This window comes from Vitiosangium sp. GDMCC 1.1324 (genome assembly GCF_003044305.1).
Lineage (GTDB): Bacteria > Myxococcota > Myxococcia > Myxococcales > Myxococcaceae > Archangium.
Window position 1 is genome coordinate 402,093 of the sequence record NZ_PZOX01000007.1, and the last position, 17,483, is coordinate 419,575.

Here is a 17,483-nt window from a genome sequence, read left to right on the forward strand (position 1 = left end):
TCACCACGTGCCCACGCCGAGGTGCAGCCCGCCCCGGGCTTCTATCTCCTCCAGCAGCGCGGAGCCTCCGAGCGCCAGGCCCCAGGTAGGCATGGACTCCGTGACGAGCCGGCCGTCGTCGCGGGCGTTGTACGTCACCGGGACGGAGAGGCGGGAGAAGCCAGCGGCGCGCAGCAGCTTCTCTGCGGAGCGGCTGAGGAGGAAGGCGAGGGCGAGCTCTACGCCGTGCTTGGCCAGCAGCGCCAGTGCCCGGCGGGTGAGGAGCGTCCCGAGTCCCTGGCGCTGGTGCTCGGGCGACACCGCGATGCCCAGGCCCGCCACCTTCACCGTGCGGCCTCCCAGCAGCACGTCGCGGAAGGTGATGGCGCGGAAGCCCGCGAGTACTCCGCCGCGCCGCACCGTCACCACCAGGTCCGGCCGCGTGTCGTAGTAGTAGCGGCCGTGCAGCGAGGGCTCTCCCGGGAAGGTGCGGGCCACGAGTGCGCACAGCCCCGCTTCCAGCCCGGGTGGGAGCGCGCGGGTGTCGTGCACCTCGAGCTCCTGCTCCTCGCAGGAGGGCGGCCGGACGCGCCCGCGCGTCTTTACCGTCTCGTTGTAGAGCACCACCTTGTGCAACTCCACGGTGCCGCCGAAGACGGAGAGGCACAGCAGGTCGCGCAGCATCCCCTCGGCGCCCTCACCGCGACGCAGGCCCTTGCCTCCGAGCACGCGGATGAGGCCCTGGGCCGCGTCCACCGCCGCCTCCACGCCGTGCAACTTGATGATGGACAGGGTGCCGAACACGTCCTCGCCTCGCGACAGTGCGCCGAGCGCCGAGTCGAGCAGTGCCTCCAGTGTCTCCTCGGCCACGCGCATGCGCACCAGCCGCTCTTGAATGTACTGGTGGCGACCCAGGGGCTCTCCGAAGGTGCGGCGCGCCTGCGCGTGGGCCAGCCCCCGCTCCAGACAGCGGCGCACCGCCGCCAGGTACAGCACGCCGGCGAGCAGCCGCTCCTCGGTGAAGGTGGTGCGAAACAGGCGCACGCCATCTCCTGGCTCGCCGAGCCGCGTGTCCGGGGGCAGCATCACCCTGCGGGCGATGAGGTTGCCGGTGGCGGAGGTCGTCAGTCCCGTGAGGTCCGTCAAGGGGCGCATGTGCACGCCCGGGAGGGCCGTCTCCACGAGGAAGAGGTTCACCGCGTGGGCAGGCGGTACACCGGCCAGCCGCGCCGAGACGATGGCCAGGTCCGCGGACCCCACGTTGGTGATGCTGCACTTGCGCGCATCGAGCCTCAGCCCCTCCTTCTGGGGGCTCACCCGGGCGCGCAGGGCGAGGATGTCGGTGCCGGCGCGCGGCTCGGTGTTGGCCACGGCGCCCACCCACTCCCCGGAGAGCAGGCGGGGCAGATGATGCGCACACTGGGCCTCCGAGCCGGCATGGGCCAGCAACCGCGTGCAGACGAGGTGCGCGAGCAGCGAGGTGGCCAGCCCCAGGTCTCCCGAGCCCGCCGCGAAGCCCGCGAGCGCATGTACCGCGCCGATGAGCCCCTCACCCCCCAGAGTTGGCTCCAAGGCCACACGGAACATCCCCGCGTCGCCGAGCCGGCGGAAGACCGTTCGGTCCAATCCCGTGGGGGCCACGGCCTCCCGAGAGAGCCTGCGACCCACCTTCGAGCACTCGGCGCGGTAGCGCTCACCCAGGGTGCGGAATCGCTCGTGAAGCGCGCTCTTCATGCCTGTCTCCAGCGGTGTGTTGAGTCTACACCCGTGGGTGACGTGGCCGCTGGAGCAACAGGGCGGGCTCGGCCGCGTGGTCGCTCCAACAACAATTCTCATTTGACGAGATGTCCCCGCTTCACTGTTTCAGAGGGAAGCACCGTCTTTTCGCGTCCTGGCGCGTGGGTTGCACAACCCGTTCGGGCAATTCCTTTCAACCCGTGTGAGGAGAGAGATGATGAACCGCGTCTTCGGAAGCATCGCCGTGATGGGTGTACTGGCTCTGGGGGCTGGCTGCGGTGGAACCGAGCTGGAGGAGGCTCAGTCGCCCGACATGGAGGCGGTCACCCAGGCGGCGACGGAGGAGCCGCGCAAGTTGGATGACCTGATTGGCGCGCTCGACCGCGACCAGGGTGTGCTGCACGTCCGCGACGACTCTCAGGACGTCGTCCTGCGCGAGCTCCAGGCCCAGCGGGTGGACGAGACCACCTATCTGACCAAGGACGCGCTGACGGGTGAGGCGACGAAGTTCGTCCTCCAGGCCTACCCGCTGGTCAAGTGGTTGTCGCTGTTCAAGCTCTGTCCGAACGGCCAGTACGTGTTCTCGTGGCTGCAGTGCCCGACGCTCATCGTGAACGACCCGCTCACGCGCGTGTGGATGAACTCCACCTGCAACTGGAAGATCCAGTCGGCGGGCCTGAGCTCCTGCGTCAACACCAGCTCCGGCGCCAGCTACCGCTTCCAGTACCTGGAGGCGTGGAAGTGCGGCGTGGGCACCGGCTTCTGCGTGGAGCGCCGGGGCGCCACGGCCGTCCGCTACGACTACGCCCTGGCGTCGTGCGATCCCTCCATCATCACCAACGTGCAGAGCACCAACTACAACTTCCTCTGCAAGAAGTAGCCGGTGCTCGCGGAGGCGCTCGGGGGTTTCTCTAGAGCCCGAGCGCTTCCAGCGCGTCGCAGTGCGCCTGGTCGAGGCGCTCGCCGCGCCCCGGCTCCAGGTCGAGCACGAGGTGCGGCTCGCCGTCGCGCGTATACGAGGGCCACTCGGCCGCGCCCGAGCCGTTCGGATCGGCCCGGGTGGCGAAGCGGGTCCAGTAGCCGATGATTTTCGAGGAGAGCGCCCGCTCCTGGTCGGAGCCGAGGGAGAGCCGGCCCTTCTCGGCGCCGAAGACGAACGGCAGCTCGGCGGCGTGGGCCGCGCCCAGGTTCATGAAGGGGCCGGAGAAGCTCTTGGGCGCGTAGGTGAAGTGGTAGGTGTAGACAGGCTGTCCGTGCTCCACGTGCGTGCGCGCGAGCCGGCGGCTGGGGCAGAGGAAGAGGGCGTCGCGTAGCAGGTGATCGAAGGCAGCGTGCGGCGAGGCGAAGTCCTTCACCGGGTAGATGCGCAGCAACTCCTCCGCGTGCTCGGGCGAGCGCGCGCGCACCGCCTCCTCGTACTGCGCGGGCGAGTCCAGCTTCGCCCGAATCGTGAAGAGCGAGCCCTCATCCGCGTTGGTGCCGAGCAGCAGCGGCACCCGGGCGTACCGGCCCTCCGCGAGCAACTGGCGCGGCGCCGCGGGCACCACGTCTCCGTCCACCACCGGCGCGAAGCCCACGTGCGGCTTGAGCAGGTCCAGGGCGGCACCGCTCGCGGCGAGGAGCTGCTCGGGCGTCTTGGAGCGCAAGCACGCGGCCACGTCCTCGCCCGTGCAACCCAGCTCGCTGGCGAAGCGGATGCCGCGCTCCTCGGCGCTGTCCTCCTGGGGCGTGCCCGGGTCGCGCAGCGGCGTGGCCGTCAGGTAGCAGGTGCCACTCTCGGCGATGACGCGGTGGAAGAGGCCCTTGGCCTGGGGCGAGAGCATCTGCATGCACGCGGAGACGGCGCCGGCCGACTCGCCGAAGACGGTGACGTTGGCGGGGTCTCCTCCGAAGGTGGCGATGTTGTCTCGCACCCACTCGAGCGCGCGCCGCTGGTCCATCAGGCCGTAGTTGCTGGAGACGTGGTTCGGGTTCTCCGCGCCGAGCGCCGGGTGGGCGAGGAAGCCCAGCGCGCCGAGCCGGTAGTTCATGCTCACCACCACCACGCCCGAGCGGGTCAGCGCCGCGCCGTTGTACATCTCCTGGCTGGACGAGCCCATGGTGAAGCCGCCGCCGTGGATGAAGACCATGACCGGCGCGGGGCTCGCGGGCTGGAGCGCGGGCGTCCACACGTTGAGGGTGAGGCAGTCCTCGCTGGTGCCCTCCATGCGCTTGCCGGTGAACATCTCCATCTGCGGGCAGGCGCTGCCGAAGCGGGTGGCCTCGCGCGGCGCGCTCCACGCCTCGGGGGGCTCGGGCGCGCGCCAGCGGCGGGGACCGGTGGGCGGTGCCGCGTATGGGATGCCGAGGAACGCGGCGCTGCCATCCACGTACGCCAGACCCTGGACCGGGCCCTGGGTGGTGGCGACCACGGGAGCGGGTCCGTTCGCGGGGGCCGGCCCGCTCGAGTGGGCGCAGTGGGTGAGCAGCAGCAGGAAGAGCAGCTGCGAAGGGAGGGAGACTCGTACCGGGATGCGCATGGGGAGTGACGGAATCACACTCCCGCGCGCCTGCCCATGTGCGTGTGGGGGTCAGGCCCTGCCCAGGGCCTGCTCCAGGTGGAGGGCCTCCTGCCGCACCGGATGTTCCTCGGTCAGCGCTGTCCTGCCTGTGCGAAGGCCAGGCAGGGTTGTCTCGAGCGGGGCAGGGGGGCACTGTTGCCGCCCTCCCATGGCCCGAGTCCCTCAGTTCACGGTGAACTCGCGCGAGTAGCCAGTATAGGCGCGGATGAGCCCGTCCCAGCCGGACTTCCAGTCACCATCGTGACGGATGCGGTAGGTGCCCGGCGTGGCGTCCGCCGGAATCTTCCACTCGATGGTGACGTGCGAGCACCCGAAGGTAGGGACGCAGTTGTTGCGCTGCCAGCGGTACTTCGTCTCCCAGTCCCAGTCGTTGGCCACTGTCACCCACGAGGTGCCCGACTTGCGCTGCACCTGCAGGAAGGAGCCCTGGATGTGGAGGTTGTTCTTCGGGTGGCCACCCCAGAACTTCACGCTGACCGTCTCGCCCCGGGTGTAGGAGGCGCGTGCGTCCGTGACGAGGCTGCCGAAGCTCACCGTCAGCGGCTTGTCGTCGTACACCACGCCCGTCTGCACCGTCGTCTGGTTGTTGCGCAGGTCACGCGGGGTGGGGCCCGGCGCCACGCTGGCGCCCGTGCGCATCGCGATGGCCAGCTTGTCCACCTCCTGCTGCACCGCCGCGAGCTGCCACGGGCCGAAGTGGGTGGAGGCGCCCTCGTAGTCCTGCTTCGCGTACTCCTCGCGCGTGGTCAGGTAGCCGGCATAGGCGTTGGACAGGCCGGCGATGACGACCTGATCCACGCCCATCGGCGCGAGCTGTGCGAGCACCTGCGTGCGCAGCCGCCGGCCCGTCATGGTGGTGGGCTCGAAGGGCAGCGCCACCAGCGCCACATTGCCCAGCTTCACCACCTGGAGCGGCAGCACCTCGGGCGTCCACGGGTAGGGCTGCATCGTGCCCATCTCCAGGACGAGGGGCTTCTCTCCCTGGCATGGCGTGGTGGAGAGGGTGCAGTTGAAGGCGGTCCAGACGTCGTGGATGCTCTCGCAGGTGGCGCCCTCGTAGCCGAAGCCCGGGCCGTCCTCGGCGCCCGCGAGCATGGAGTCGCCGATGGCCGCCTCGCAGGTGGTGTGGGCCAGGCCATCCGCGTACTGGGGCGCCACCTGCACCTCGTCCATCTTCACGTACGCGTGCCGGTAGTCCACGCCGCCCGTCAGCTTCGCAGAGGCGCTGTCATAGAGCGTCTTCGCCAGGTTGAACTGCTTGCGGCCGGAGAGCTCCGTGCTCTCGAAGTCGTCCGCGCCGCCCCCGTTGGTGCCGCCGTAGATGTTGGGCGTCACGTCGCCCTCGTTGCTCTGCGCGAAGGCGGCCACGAAGGTCTTCTGCGCCGTGTAGCTCGTCCCCTTGAGTTTCTCGAAGAGGTAGGATGCATAGCCCTTGTTGTCGCCGCTGATGAGCAGGTTGTCGTTGCCCATGGACGTACCGTGCACGGCGAACCAGTTGACGAGGCCCAGCTCGCGCCCGTCATCGCCCTGCAGCCGCAGCAGCGTCATGCGCTTATCCGTGTCGTAGGCGGACTGCGCCCGCTCGGAGGCTGGGTTACGCAGGTAGGCCTCGGGAGAGCGGTTGATGCTCGCGTCGAGCAGGTCTCCGGAGGCGATGCGGATGCTGCCGGGCGCGAGGTTGTCATGGGCGCGGACGATGGACTGGTAGATGCCGTCCACGATGGCGTCGAAGTTCTGCTTGTCGTAGCCGAGGATGGTGAGGTTGTAGAGCGCGTAGTGGGAGAAGCCACCCGGGCCCGAGTGGGTGTGCGTGGCGCTCAGCAGCACGTTGTCGTCCGTGTAGAGGGTGCCGTACTTCGCGCGCAGCTTCTCCACCACCTGCTGCCTCACGCCCTGGAAGACCTGGCCGAGGTCCGTGCTCACGAACACCGCGCGCTTGCCGTTGCAGGGCGAGGAGATGACGAAGGCGCGCGAGCGCAGGCGCTGGTGGATGCCCGCCGTCTTCTGGTCCACCATGGCGTAGCCCATCATCCCCAGCTCCGCCGCCGGGCCGGTGATGTCATAGATGCCCGCGCCGATCTGGAAGCTCTGGTTGGTGGTGCACGGGTCCGCGAGCGCGGCCTGCTGCGTGGAGAGGGCGCTGTCGTCCGGGTCCGCCGGGTCCGGAGTCTCCGAGCTACATGCGCCCAGGGTGAGCGCGAGCACCGCGGCCGCGAGCGCGCGGGGCGAAGAGAAGACACGTCGTTGCATGGGGGCTCCTGTGTCGAGGTCTCCGCATTGTCCGCCCGAGGACGCCGGGGTGGCAGCCCCCTTCGGGTGCCGCGGTGCGTTGAGCGCGGGGTTCTGTCCGCTTCTTCTACGGAGGGAGGGTACGGTGGACGCGCTCCATCGCGGAGATGAGCTGCTCCACCTCGTCCCACGTGTTGGCCACGGTGGGTGTGGCGCGCAGCACCCCCTTGTCTCGCGGCACCAGCGGGTAGCCCTGCAGCGTCACGTTGATGCCTTCCTCGAAGAGAAGCTGGCCGCCGCGCTCCACGTTCTCCGCGCTGCCCACGTAGGCGCTGACGATGGGGAACGCGGTGTCGTTGTCCGTGGGAATGTCCCGCTCCCAGTACGCATCGAGGAGGGTGCGCGTGTACGCGTAGAGCGTGCGGCGCCACGCGTCGCCCTCTCGGGCGTTGAGCTCCAACCCAGCCAGCGCCGTGGCCAGTGACGCCGTGGGCACCGGGCCCGATACCAGGTAGCTCGTCACCGTGCACTTGAGGAAGGGCTTGAGCTTCCTCGGACAGCCGATGAAGGCCGCCAGTGAGGAGTACGCCTTGGACAGCCCCGACACATACAGCACGTTGTCGTAGGTGAGCCCCAGGTGGCGGATGACGCCGTTGCCCTTGCGGCCGTAGGGGTGCTCGGCGGTGGGCTCCTCGCCCAGGACGCCGAACCCATGCGCGTCATCCACGTAGACGATGGCGTCGTGCCTCCGTGCAATCTCCAGGATACGCCCGAGGGCCGGCAGCCGCCCCGTCGTGGACAGCACTCCGTCCACCACCACCAATCGCACCGTGGCGTCCGCGTGCGCCGTCAGTCCCGCCTCCAGCGTCGAGAGCTCATCGTGGCGGAAGCTGGTGAGCGTGGCCCCCATGTCCCGCGCCAGCCGGCAGCCGTCGTGGTTGACCTTGTGCACCACCCTGTCCGCGAAGATGGCCGCCCCCTTCCCCGTGAGTGCTGGAATGAGGCCGATGCCAATGAGGCTGATGGTGGGCAGCACCAGGGCGTCCTCGGTGCCCAGCAGCGCCGCCAGCTCTGCTTCGAGCCGCTCATACAGCTCGGGGCTGCAACACATGCGCGCCCACGAGGGATGCGTGCCCCAGTCGCGCACCGCCGGGCCGATGGCCTCCATCACCTCGGGCCTCAAGTCCAGCCCCAGGTAGTTGCACGAGGCGAAGTCCGTCAGCCACCTGCCTCGGACTCGCACCTTCCGGCCCCGGACGGCCGTGGCCACGTTGTCGTAGAGCCCACTGCGTTGCAGCAGCTCGTACACCTCGCGGTTCTTGTGGCTCAGCACCCGGTCGATGGCCCGGTCGAAGACGTCGCTCATAGGGGGAGGTATCCTCGGGCAGCCCTTTTAACCAATGCCCGCTCCGGGTGTTGCGGGTGGGGCTCCCCTGGCCATCGAATAAGGGGCCCGCTCCATCCGTCCGGGAAGACACCATGAATCGTTTCCTTGGCCCCGCATCCCTCGGCTTGTCCGTCCTGGCCCTCGCGGTTGCCCTCCTGGGCTCTCGCGGCGAGACGGTGGCTCCCGCTCCCCCGCCCTCCGAGCCGCCTTCCGCCTCCTCCTCCGCGGAATGGAAGGAGCTCGAGCGCCGGGTGAAGAACCTGGAGGACACCTCGCTGAGCCTGTCCAGGCGGATGATGCTGCTCGAGCAGCGGCCGGTGGTCTCCTCCGATGGGGGTGTGGTGGCCGCGGCTCCGACGGCGCTGGCCGCCGAGGTGGAGCAGCTCCGGTCGGAGGTTCGCGGCCTGGTGGCCGGCGAGGCGCTGAGCTCCGAGGGAGGGCGCCAGTACCTCAAGGACATGGTGCGCTCGGTGCAGGATGAGATGCGGACCGAGCAACGGGATGTCCGGATGCAGCAGTTCCAGCAGGCGCAATCCCAGGCGCAGGCGGCGCGCTCCGAGCGCCTGCGTCAGTTCGTCTCCGAGGCGCGGTTGAATTACAGCCAGGAGCAGGAGCTCACGCGCCGGATGCAGAACGAGGAGACCCAGCGGCAGGCGCTCTTCGATGCGGTGCGGGCCGGCGACAAGTCGCCCCGGGATGTCCGGCAGGAGGCCCGTCAGCTTCGCGAGCAGACGGACAAGGAGGTGAAGGCCCTCCTCGATGAGTCGCAGCAGGCGAAGTACGACGAGATGCGGCGCGAGGAGCGGCAGGCGGAGCGCCCCTGGGGAGGGCGGGGACAGGGGCCGGGGCCGCAGGGCGGTGGCCAGCCCTGAGCGGGGACTCCGTCGGACTCAGGCGCCTTCGGACGCACGGGCCAGGGCGCCCTCGGTGATGAAGGTGAGGAAGGCCTCGTAGGACATGCCCGCCTCCTTCGCGGCCAGCACGCACGGGGCGCTCGGAGCCAGGTACGAGTTGGGCGTGATGTCGATGAGCAGGGGCACGCCGCTCGCGTCCAGCCGGAACTCCACCCGGCCCCAGTCCCGCCCTCCCGCGAGCTGGAAGGCCCTCACGCACAAGGCCTCCACCGTCTCGCGCCGGCGCCACGGCGAGGCCGGTTGCCGTGTGGGCACGGGCTGGCGCCACCGCGCATCCCTCTCGAGCAACGGTGCGTCTCCGGACAACCCCGGCTCCGTGAACCACTTCGCGTCGAAGGTGCGCATCCGCAGGTAGCCCTCGGGCAGGTCGACGAAGGTCTGCTCCATCACTGGCAATGCACGCAGCGGATGTCCCGCCACCGACACGTAGAACTCGCGGCCCCCCACGTACTCCTCCACCAGCACCGGGCCACCGAAGCGGCCGAGCAGGTGGCGCGCCCTCGCCCGGACCTCGGTGTCGTTCCATGCCACGCTCGCTGCTTCCAGTCCGATGGAGGCGTGCTCGCCGCAGGGCTTGAGGACGACAGGCGGCTCCAATGCCAGGGAGAAGTCCTCCGCATTGGCCGCGTCATGGATGCACTGGAAGCGCGGAGTGGGGACGCCCTCGCTGGCCAGCAGGGCCTTGAGCGCGTGCTTGCTCTTGGTGAGGGCCAGGCCTCGTGCATCCGCGCCGGTGTAGGGGATGCCCAATGCGTCGAGCACGGTGGGCACCAGCAGCGCCGGAGCGCCTTCTCCGCCGAGCGTGTCACACAGGTTGAAGACGAGCGGCGGGCGCTCCCGGGCCAACGCGTGGAGCGATTCGAGCGCATCCGGGCCCAGCGCCAGCGGCGTGGCGGTATGGCCCGCGCGGGTGAGGGCCTGGGCGAGTGGGAAGGCATCCGAGTTGCGCCGCAGGCTTTCGAGATCGGGCACGTACGGGTGGAGCGGATTGTGGCGCGCGAGGACGGTGGCGGCATCCACGTCGTAGGCGACGCGCAGGGGGGCGGAACCTGTTGGCGGGAGGTTCGTGGGCGGCATGGTGTGGAGCGCGCTTGCTATTCCTTGACCGTGGCCCGGGTGCCGCCGTCGGTGCCTCGGATGAGCTGGAGCCCACTCCGCTGGATGCCACTGCCCTTGCCGTAATACCGCCGCTCATACTGCCGACGGTGCTGCTCCGCGTAATCCGGAGGCGTGCTTGCGTCCGGGGACTCCGTCGCCGGAGCTGTCTGCGCCGCTGCGTTCTCGGGGGCGGGAATGGGGCGGGGCATGAGATTCTCCCGCTCCTCGGGGGTGAGCGCACGGATGCTGGCGCCCTTTCCCGCCTCTTCGCCAGGGCTGGCCCGCGTGTTCTTCTGTGACTCCGGCGGCGTGGGAGCGGCAGGTGACGCTCCGTCCGCGGAGGACGCATCCTGCTTCGTGCAGCCCACGACGCTCAGGATGGCCACGAGTGGAAGTCGGGAGCGGCCCATGTGCATACCTCGGCTTCAGGCCAGTTGGCCCGTCACCGCGAGCGTATGTCAGGCCTTCTTGTCCCGTCACCCCATGCATCTGCCACGCGATGCAGTCCAGGCCGGCGGTCAGGCCTGGCTCGAGGGTGGCTCCTCGGGGGGAAGTTGGAGGGCCTCGACACGCGAGAAGGCGTCGAGGATCGCACGGATGATGGCGCTCCTCCCGGTGAAGAAGGCACTCAGGTGCCCACCCGGCAGGTAGCGCAGCTCCGCGCCGCGCCAGTGCTGTAGCAGGCGCAGGGTGGAGGAGGAGGGGACGAAGCCATCCCGGCGCGCGGCCACGAGGATGGCGCGGTGCGGATTGGACAGGGGCGGCAGCGCGGTGGTGGCCGCCGCGGAGAGCAGCTCGGTCAGCCGCTTGCGTGCCGCCTCGGGGCCTCCGGTGGTGCGGCCCAGCGCCTCCCAGTCGGGGAGGGCGGACAGCACGCCCTCGGTGAAGACGGGCGCCGACGAGTGCGCCGCGGCCAGGGGGATGACGGCCGCGGGGAGCGGGAACATCGTGGCGGCATAGGCGGCGATGCTGCCTCCCATGCTGTAGCCGGAGATGCCTACCTTGGGGTAGCCGCGCGCCAACAGCCACCCGAGCAGCGCCGTCGCCTCCACCGCCGTGGCCCGGAACATGAGCAGCAGGTCCAACACGGTGCGCACCGCGGGCCCCTTCTGCTCGGGAGGGCGGCGCGAGCCGTAATAGGGATTCTCCAGCAGCAGCGAGCCCACCCCGTAGTGGGCCAACTCCTTCGCGATGAAGCGGCGCAGGCCGAAGCCCTCGTCACCAGAGGCGGCCAGGAAGACGCACACCGGGGGGCGAGCTCCGGCGTCGTGCGGCAGCAACAGCTGGAAGCGCGCCTCCCGGCAGGACTCCGGCAGCGAGCCCACGGCGGCGGGGCTGGGAAAGCCGCCCTCCTGGATGAGCAGGTGCCCTTCGCGCCTCGGCTGGCTCATTGTCACCTCGGAGAGCTCGGGGAAGGCGAAGCCCACCGGGCCTCGGATGAGCTTCTCCAGCAGCGCGCTGGAGCCCCAGCCGTCCTCGAAGAAGCGGGGCTGGCGGGTTACCAGGAACCTCGCGGCGAGCGAGTCCAGCCAGTGCATGCGATTCATCCTTACAGACTCCCGGGGGAATGCCGCCGGCATCCTCGCCGCGTCCGGGCGGCATTCCAACCGGAAGTGCTGGCGCTATTGCTGTTCGCGGACGAATGCGCGGGCCGGCTCGGGAGCATCCGCCACCGACTCGAGGAGTCCGCGGGTGATGTGCTTCATCCCGCTCGGCATGAGCCCGGCCCGTGCGGCGCGAGGCTCCTGCGGGATTGCCGTACGCTGTCCGGTGTGCTGAGGAGGATAGCCCCATGTCCAGGACGAAGGCGAAGAAGAAGGCCAGGGCGGGAGCGCGGGTGGGGACGAGGCCGCGAGCGCAGGTGGAGCGCGTCCGGGTGACGCTGACGCTGGTGCACATCTTCGAGACCGCGCTGCGGCTGGTGGACACCGAGGGCCTGGAGTCGCTGACGATGCGGCGGCTGGCCACAGAGCTGGGCGTGGGGGCGACGACGCTCTACGGCTACGTGAGCGACAAGGAGGAACTGCTGGAGGGACTCGCGGAGTTCATCCTGCGCGAACAGCCGTCCGTGAAGGACACGGGCGACTGGGTGGCCCCGCTGCGCACCTGGTTCATGGCCCTGCGGCGCACGCTGCGCGCCCACCCGGGCATGGCCCACCTCTTCGTGCTCCATGTCGTCAGCAGCCGCCCGTTCATGCTGCACCTCGAGACGCACCTGGAGGTGCTGCGCATGGCGGGCATCTCGGGCCAGGAGGCGGTGCGCCTATGGGTGACGCTGCTGACCCATACGTTGGGCTTCGTCCTCTACGAGGCTCCGCGGGTGCACGAGCTGGCCACCCTGGGCGAGGAGGGCCGCACCGAGCGGCTCGCCCGGTGGATGTCGCTGCCTCCGGAGCGCTTCTCCCTCACGCTCTCCGCGGTGCCCCATCTCATGTCCTCCGCCTCGGATGAGCAGTTCGAGTTCGGCCTGGACTGCCTGCTCGACGGCATCCGCGCCCGCTCCGCATCGGCCAACACGGCCGGGCTCCAGAAATGACGAAGGCTCCGGGTTGGTGGGAAACCCGGAGCCCTCCTGCTCGCGTCGGATACCGACGGAGACTCGAATTCATGGGTCGGTGAAGCACCACCCGTGCCAATGTTCCAAGTGCCCGGACTTCCTGATGTGCCTTCTCTCGGCTCGGGAGCGTGTGGGACATGAAGGCGCGGGGGAAGTGTAAAGCCACCATACACAGGGGAGCTCAAACCCCTGGACTCCTTCTGGAAATCGACCTCGCACCCGGGTGTCCTGGTTCAGGACGAGAGCGCAGGGGAAGGTGGCTCGAATCAGGACACCCTTCCCACCGCCAGGGAGCGCACCCCCGCGCATCCTCGCGCCCGGAGCCAAGGCCTGCGTGAAGGTGGTATGCCCGGGAGCATGACGAATGCACCCGTGGCGCTCATCACCGGCGGCTCGCGAGGCGTGGGCCGCGCCCTCTCCCTGAGACTCGCGAAAGCGGGTTACGACATCGTCTCCACCTACCGGCGCGATGCCGAAGCCGCCGAGGTGCTCGTCAAGGAGGTGGAGGCGCTCGGCCGACGTTGCCGCGCCGTCATCGCCGACCAACTCGAGCCGGCCAGTCTCCATGCCGCCTTCGACCTGGTGCAGCAGGAGTTCGGCGGGCTGGATGTCTTCGTGGCCAACGCCGCCTCCACGGCCTTCACGCCGCTGATGCAGATGAAGCTCCACCAGATGGACAAGACGTTCAACGTCACGGTGAAGAGCTTCCTGCTGGGCGCCCAGCGTGCCGCGCCGCTGATGGAGGGCCGCAAGGGCCGCATCGTGATGGTGTCCGGCATGGACTCGCGCATGCCGCTGCCCTTCCACGGTTTCCTCGGCGCGATGAAGGGCGCCATGGAGATTCTGGTGAAGTACCTGGCGGCCGAGCTGGCCTCCAGCGGCATCCGCGTCAACGCGGTGAACCCGGGCTACATCGACACCGACTCCAGCCGCTTCTACATGGGCGAGGCCTGGGCCGCGCTCGAGGCGAAGGTGAAGGACAGCGTGCCGGTGGGCTACGTGGCCAGCTCGGATGAGATCGCCAAGACGATTGAGTGGCTGTGCTCCGAGGGCTCCTCGTACGTGAACGGCCAGACGCTGGTGGTGGATGGAGGCCTGGAGGTGAACTACGCCATGCAGTTCGCCAGCGTCCTCACCCAGTCCACCAAGTGAAGTACCTCGCCACGCTCTGGTTCTGGGCCGTCTTCGGGCTCACCGTGGTACCAGGCTTCCTGGTGGGCGTGGCGTTGTGGTTGGTGACTCTGCCGTTCGACCCGGACCGGCGCGTGCTGCACGCCTACGTGTGCCGCTGGTGCTTCCAGTACCTGCGGTGCTGGCCCGGCTGGAGCGTCCGGGTGACGGGACGCGAGCGGCTCCCCGCGGGGCCGTGCGTGCTGGTGGCCAACCACCAGTCCATGGCGGACATCTTCGCGGCCATGGGCCTCTTCCACCCCTTCAAGTTCGTCTCCAAGGCCTCGCTCTTCCGGATACCGATGGTGGGGTGGATGATGAGCCTGCTGCGCTACGTGCGTGTGGAGCGAGGGCGGCCCCAGTCCATGCGCGAGATGTTGGACGTGTGCCGCGCGTGGCTGCACGGGGGCATGCCGGTGCTCATCTTCCCCGAGGGAACCTACGCGGAAGGGGGCCGGTTGTTGCCCTTCCGGCGCGGGGCCTTCCGGCTGGCGCTGGATGAGAAACTGCCGGTGGTGCCGGTGGTGCTCGAGGGCACCACGGACCTCGTGGAAGGTGATGGCCCATGGATGAATCCCCGCGCGCACGTGCGCGTCCAGGTGCTGCCGCCCGTGCAGCCGGAGGACTTCGGAGCGGACGACGGAGTGCTCGCTGACCGGGTGCGCGGCCTCTTCCTCCAGGCCCTCGGTTCACATGACTCCTCGGGTTGAGGTAAAGAAAGGTCATCTCATGCCCACACGCCTGCGCCTCTACCAGGTCGATGCCTTCTCTTCCCAGGTCTTCGGGGGCAACCCCGCGGCGGTGTGTCCGCTCGACTCGTGGCTGCCGGATGACGTGCTCCAGGCCATCGCGGCGGAGAACAACCTCTCCGAGACGGCCTTCGTGCTGCGCGACGAGGTGCGAGGCTGGCAGATTCGCTGGTTCACCCCCCTCCAGGAGGTGGACCTGTGCGGTCATGCCACGCTGGCCTCGGCCTACATCCTCTTCACGCGGCTGGCGCCGGGGCTGGAGCGGGCGCAGTTCAACTCGCGCTCGGGACCGCTGGTGGTGACGCAGCAGGAGGGCGAGTGGATGGAGATGGACTTCCCCTCGCGTCCGCCAGAGCCGTGCCCGATGCCGGAGGGACTGGTGGAAGCCCTGGGCGCCCAGCCGCGCGAGACGCTGCTGTCGAGGGACCTGGTGGCCGTCTTCGACAGCGAGGATCAGGTGCGGGCGCTCGCGCCGGACATGGCGAAGCTGGCGCAGTTGGACTTCTTCGCGGTGGCGGCGACGGCGCGGGGCTCGGAGGCGGACTTCGTTTCGCGCTTCTTCGCGCCGCGGGTGGGCATCGCGGAGGATCCAGTGACGGGCTCGGCCCACTGCACGCTGGTGCCCTACTGGGCGCGGAAGCTGGGTAGGAAGCAGTTGCTCGCGCACCAGATTTCCTCGCGCGGCGGTGTGCTCCAGTGCGAGGACCGCGGCGAGCGCGTGGGCCTCTCCGGACAGGCCGTGCTGTACCTCGAGGGCTACATCACCTTGTGAGGCTCCTTCTTCCCCTGGGTGGGGGGGAGGGGTTTTCCTCCGCCTCGCCGGGGCGAGCCACCGAGAGGGGGCGCTGCCGGAGCAGCTCCGCGAGCAGCTCGCTGAAGGCCGTCACCTTGCGCGGTACGTGCTTGCGCCCCGGGTGCACCAGGTACACGGCTCCCGTCTGGCCCACCCAATTCGGCATCACGCGTACCAGCGTCCCCGCCGCCACCTCGGCGTCGGCCATGAATGAGGGAATCGCTCCGATGCCTGCCCCCGCCTTCAGGGCCTCGCGTACGAAGAACATGTCGTTGCACGTGATGCGGGGCCGCGCATCCACATCGGCTGTCGAGCCGGGTCCGGCAAGTAACACCTGCATCGTGCCGGGGTAGGCCACCCAGTCATGGCTCCGGAGCTCCTCGGGTGTGCGAGGCACTCCCCGGCGCGCAAGGTATACCGGCGCCGCATGGAGCTGGGCAACAATGGTCCCCACCCTTCGGGCAATGAGTGATGAGTCGCGCAGGGGTTTCTTCATCGAGACGCGCAGCGCGAGGTCGAACCCGTCCCGGACGAGGTCCACCACCGCGTTGGTGAGGTTCACTTCCACCTGGGTGTCCGGGTAGCGGGTCGTGAAGCGCGTCACCGCCTCCGACAGCACCATGGCGCCGAGATCGACGGTCGTGGTTACCCGCAAGGTGCCGGACGGTTCCTCCTCTCGCTCCGGAAGCTCCTCCAGCGACGCTTCCAGAGCAGCCAGAGAGGGAGCCATCCGAGCGTAGAGTGCCGCGCCAGCGGTGCTGGTCGACACCTTCCTCGTCGTCCGGTGGAAGAGCAGGACTCCGAGCGACTCTTCCAGCGTGGCCACCGCACGGCTCACGGTCGAGCGCGGCACGCCGAGCCGTTCAGCGGCGTTGGAGAAGCTCCCTGTGTCGTGGACCGCGACGAAGGCGCGGACGAGGTTCAAATCGATTGTTGCCATGGTGCACCACAGATGTTCGCCTCCGAGCATTGTTTCTGATGCAGCACGAATGCAAGTTGCTCGTGTCCAACAACGGAGACTTACATGTCCGCTTCAGCTCTTCTCGTGACGGGTGCCTCGGGTCAGCTCGGCCGCCGCGTTCTCGAACTCCTGCTCGACCGGAAGGCGGGCCCGCTCATCGCCACGACGCGCAACCCTGAGTCCTTGAAGGAGTTCGCCGCGCGGGGTGTCGAGGTCCGTCGCGCCGACTTCGACGACGAAGCCGGCCTGGTCCAGGCCTTCCGGGGAGCCGGGCGCGTGCTGCTCATCAGCACGGACGCCCTGGACCGTCCCGGCCGCCGCATCGCGCAGCACCGGGCGGCGGTGCGCGCCGCGGAAGCAGCGGGGGTCAAGCACGTCGTCTACACGTCGGTCCCCAACCCCTATCCCGGCTCCCCCGTGGCCGTCGCGGATGATCACCGCGAGACCGAAGCCGCGCTCGCTGCGTCTCGTCTCGACTTCACCATCCTGCGCAACAACCTCTACCTGGAGCTGCAGCTGCAACCGCTCAAGTCGGCCATCGCCTCCGGGCAGCTCGTCGATGCGCGCGGCACGGGGGCGACCGCCTTCGTCACGCGCGAGGATTGTGCCCGGGCAGCAGCGGCGGCGCTGGCCGAGCCGGCGACGGGCCGGCGCACGCTCGACGTGACGGGGCCCGCGGCAGTGACGAGCGATGAGCTCGCTGCGATCACCAGCGAGTTGGTGGGCCGCAAGGTCGTGCACGTCTCGGTGCCTCCCGACGCGCTGATTCAAGGAATGGTGGAGCACGGCCTGCCGCGGCCCGTGGCGGCTCTCCTCGCGTCGTTCGACGCTGGCACCCAGAAGGGGGACTTCTCCGGCGTCACCGATACGGTGCAACGCCTCACGGGACGCGCGCCGCAGTCGGTGCGCGACTTCCTCGCGTCCCACCGCGCGGCCCTGACCGGGAACTGATGCTTCCGTGGCTCGAAGGATCTGCCCGTAATGCTCACCGGTGAGGACCGGAACGGGCAGGGGCCAATCCACTGCGCATCGATGCGCAGTGACATGGGGGGTGCCCAATCCACTACTCACTGGTGAGGACCGGAACGGCAGGGGCCGATTCACTTCTCACCGGTGAGGACCGGAACGGCAGGGGCCGATTCACTTCTCACCGGTGAGGACTGGAACGGCAGGGGCCGATTCACTTCTCACCGGTGAGCAGTGGAACAGCTCGGGCGGCTGCGTAGCAGTTTTGCAGCTGGCCTGTATTCGCCCGACATCCGACGGTCTCCATGTAGGTGTCACTCCCGGGGTTGGCGCCGCGACCGTCAGCGGGCACACTGCGCGCCGCCTGAACGTACGAGCAGGG

The 17,483-nt window shown here is 69.3% G+C and carries 15 protein-coding genes; 7 read left to right on the forward strand and 8 right to left on the reverse strand.

The features are described from left to right. The gene (locus tag DAT35_RS22745) at window positions 1-1,713 is read right to left on the reverse strand and encodes a GNAT family N-acetyltransferase (RefSeq protein WP_158501834.1); all 1,713 of its coding nucleotides are present in this window, start codon (window positions 1,711-1,713) and stop codon (window positions 1-3) included. A 217-nt stretch (window positions 1,714-1,930) separates the two neighbouring features. Between DAT35_RS22745 and DAT35_RS22750 the strand changes: the two genes are divergently transcribed. After that, the gene (locus DAT35_RS22750; protein WP_108069201.1) at window positions 1,931-2,596 is read left to right on the forward strand and encodes a hypothetical protein; all 666 of its coding nucleotides are present in this window, start codon (window positions 1,931-1,933) and stop codon (window positions 2,594-2,596) included. Window positions 2,597-2,627: 31 nt separating this feature from the next. Here the strand turns inward: DAT35_RS22750 and DAT35_RS22755 are convergent, their stop codons facing one another. The 3 genes from DAT35_RS22755 to DAT35_RS22765 form a co-directional block, all read right to left on the reverse strand. Beyond that, window positions 2,628-4,253, reverse strand: a complete 1,626-nt coding sequence (locus DAT35_RS22755; protein ID WP_158501835.1) for a carboxylesterase/lipase family protein — start codon at window positions 4,251-4,253, stop codon at window positions 2,628-2,630. Window positions 4,254-4,439: 186 nt separating this feature from the next. Then, window positions 4,440-6,527, reverse strand: a complete 2,088-nt coding sequence (locus DAT35_RS22760) for a neutral/alkaline non-lysosomal ceramidase N-terminal domain-containing protein (RefSeq protein WP_108069203.1) — start codon at window positions 6,525-6,527, stop codon at window positions 4,440-4,442. Window positions 6,528-6,633: 106 nt separating this feature from the next. Then, window positions 6,634-7,872 carry an aminotransferase class I/II-fold pyridoxal phosphate-dependent enzyme gene (locus DAT35_RS22765; RefSeq protein ID WP_108069204.1) on the reverse strand — a complete coding sequence of 413 codons (1,239 nt, stop codon included), beginning with the start codon at window positions 7,870-7,872 and terminating at the stop codon, window positions 6,634-6,636. Window positions 7,873-7,985: 113 nt separating this feature from the next. Here DAT35_RS22765 and DAT35_RS22770 point away from each other — a divergent pair, with 113 nt between their 5' ends. Further along, window positions 7,986-8,765: a hypothetical protein gene (locus DAT35_RS22770; RefSeq protein ID WP_108069205.1), complete on the forward strand. Its 780-nt coding sequence runs from the start codon at window positions 7,986-7,988 to the stop codon at window positions 8,763-8,765. Window positions 8,766-8,783: 18 nt separating this feature from the next. Here DAT35_RS22770 and DAT35_RS22775 read toward each other — a convergent pair whose 3' ends face one another. From DAT35_RS22775 to DAT35_RS22785, 3 genes are all read right to left on the reverse strand, one after another. Next, a complete protein-coding gene (locus tag DAT35_RS22775) occupies window positions 8,784-9,884 on the reverse strand; it encodes a hypothetical protein (RefSeq protein WP_108069206.1) in 1,101 nt (366 codons plus the stop codon). Between the two features lie 17 nt (window positions 9,885-9,901). Further along, entirely contained in the window at window positions 9,902-10,315 is a 414-nt protein-coding gene (locus DAT35_RS22780; RefSeq protein ID WP_146209834.1) for a hypothetical protein, read from the reverse strand. Window positions 10,316-10,423: 108 nt separating this feature from the next. Then, window positions 10,424-11,452 (reverse strand): alpha/beta hydrolase family protein, encoded by a 1,029-nt coding sequence (locus DAT35_RS22785; protein WP_158501836.1) that lies wholly within the window; start codon window positions 11,450-11,452, stop codon window positions 10,424-10,426. Window positions 11,453-11,697: 245 nt separating this feature from the next. Between DAT35_RS22785 and DAT35_RS22790 the strand changes: the two genes are divergently transcribed. From DAT35_RS22790 to DAT35_RS22805, 4 genes are all read left to right on the forward strand, one after another. Next, on the forward strand, window positions 11,698-12,441 hold the full coding sequence (locus DAT35_RS22790; protein ID WP_108069209.1) for a TetR/AcrR family transcriptional regulator: 744 nt from the start codon (window positions 11,698-11,700) through the stop codon (window positions 12,439-12,441). A gap of 378 nt (window positions 12,442-12,819) precedes the next feature. Further along, window positions 12,820-13,614, forward strand: a complete 795-nt coding sequence (locus DAT35_RS22795; RefSeq protein WP_233261646.1) for an SDR family NAD(P)-dependent oxidoreductase — start codon at window positions 12,820-12,822, stop codon at window positions 13,612-13,614. After that, window positions 13,611-14,342 (forward strand): 1-acyl-sn-glycerol-3-phosphate acyltransferase, encoded by a 732-nt coding sequence (locus tag DAT35_RS22800; protein WP_108069211.1) that lies wholly within the window; start codon window positions 13,611-13,613, stop codon window positions 14,340-14,342. The genes DAT35_RS22795 and DAT35_RS22800 overlap by 4 nt, the downstream gene beginning before the upstream one ends. Before the next feature lie 19 nt (window positions 14,343-14,361). Then, entirely contained in the window at window positions 14,362-15,153 is a 792-nt protein-coding gene (locus DAT35_RS22805) for a PhzF family phenazine biosynthesis protein (RefSeq protein ID WP_108069212.1), read from the forward strand. Here DAT35_RS22805 and DAT35_RS22810 read toward each other — a convergent pair. Further along, the gene (locus DAT35_RS22810; RefSeq protein WP_233261647.1) at window positions 15,143-16,114 is read right to left on the reverse strand and encodes a LysR family transcriptional regulator; all 972 of its coding nucleotides are present in this window, start codon (window positions 16,112-16,114) and stop codon (window positions 15,143-15,145) included. The genes DAT35_RS22805 and DAT35_RS22810 overlap by 11 nt on opposite strands. An 84-nt stretch (window positions 16,115-16,198) precedes the next feature. Here DAT35_RS22810 and DAT35_RS22815 point away from each other — a divergent pair, with 84 nt between their 5' ends. Then, on the forward strand, window positions 16,199-17,086 hold the full coding sequence (locus DAT35_RS22815; RefSeq protein WP_108069213.1) for an SDR family oxidoreductase: 888 nt from the start codon (window positions 16,199-16,201) through the stop codon (window positions 17,084-17,086). The last annotated feature ends 397 nt before the right edge of the window (window positions 17,087-17,483 follow it).